Origin of the sequence: Methylobacterium sp. E-065 (assembly GCF_022829605.1) — a bacterium.
Taxonomy (GTDB): domain Bacteria; phylum Pseudomonadota; class Alphaproteobacteria; order Rhizobiales; family Beijerinckiaceae; genus Methylobacterium.
Genome location: NZ_JAKSYD010000091.1, coordinates 1 through 1,327, shown reverse-complemented (window position 1 = coordinate 1,327; position 1,327 = coordinate 1). Strand labels below are relative to the sequence as shown.

At 72.6% G+C, this 1,327-nt stretch carries 1 pseudogene; it reads left to right on the top strand.

The features are described 5' to 3' along the window. Positions 1-294: 294 nt before the first annotated feature. Positions 295-1,327 (top strand): annotated as a pseudogene (locus MKK84_RS09245) (glycosyl transferase); the annotation flags it as partial.

The following is a 1,327-nucleotide window of genomic DNA, read 5'->3' as shown; positions in this document are numbered from 1 at the left end:
GTCCCAGGGTCGACAGCGTGCGCATCGCGATCCTCACCTCTGCCACCGAACCTCGCGGCACTGGGGTTCACGCCCTGGCACTCGGCGAAGCGTTGTGCGCGTTAGGCCACGAAGCCGTGGTCCACGCCCCCGATCCGACCCGGCCCCGCCCGGCCGGACCGGGAGGCGGCCCTGGCGCTGCGGGTCGAGACGCTCGCGCCGTACTTCGACGCTGCCCACTACCGGGCGTCGCTCCGCGGGCCGGCCGCGGACGAGCTAGCGGGCGCCTAGGAGGCCGAGCTGCTGCGGTCCTACGTGGAGACCGGCTGGCGGGCGCCCGTCAGCCCGCGCCCGGATTTCGACCCGGCCGGCTTCGTGCAGGCGCGGGCCGGCAGCCGGGCGGTTCAGGACGACCCGTTCTTCCGCTACGTGGCGGAGACGCGTCTGTCGGGGGGTAAGCCGTTTGCGGAGGCGGGGCGGCTGAACCTGCCGGCGGTGGAGGCGGCGTGGTACCGGGCGACCTACCCGGATGTGGGTACTCAGGCGCCGTACCTGCACTTTGCCGGGGCGGGCTGGCGGGAGCTGCGCGATCCGGGCCCGGGGCGTTCGACGCTCGACGCGCTGTTGCGGGTGTGCGGGCTAGAACCGGCCCGGGCGCCGATCGCGGATACGGCCTGGCTCGGGGCGATCGGGCGGGAGCCCGTGGACGAGGCGGCGGCGCTGGCGCGTCAGGCGCAGCTGATCGCGAAGCACTTCGACCACGCGTTCTACCGGCAGCGCTACGGTCTCGCGCCGGAGGCGGACGCGGTGGGCGACTACTGCGACACCGGCTGGCGACGCGGACGGAACCCCAGGCCCGACTTCAACGGACAGGCCTATCTGGAGGCGCATCCGGGGGTCCGCGAGACCGGCTTGGCGCCCTTCGTTCATTTCCTGGCGACGGCGTTGCTGCATGGCGCTGACATATCCGCCGGCGCCTTCGATCCGCGCTACGGCACGCCGGACTCGCGGGAGGCGGCACTCGAAGACGACATGCGCCTGATCAAGCCCCATTTTGATGCCGCCTATTACGCCAAGCGTTATCCCGATACCGCGAATGCGGCCGGCGGCCCGCTCGCGCATTTCGTCGCCTATGGCCAGCACGAGGGCCGCGACCCGAGCAAGACCTTCTCCATCGCGTTCTACGCGGAGACCTACGGACATCTCCTCGGTCCGGGGGAGTCGCCGTTCCTGCACTACGTGCGCGTCGGCCGCGCCGCCGGCCTGATGGGCTGCCCCGAGGATCTCGGGACGCTCCCGCCCCTGACCGCCCCCGATCCGCACGACTGGGACGGCCTGCCCCAGGCCC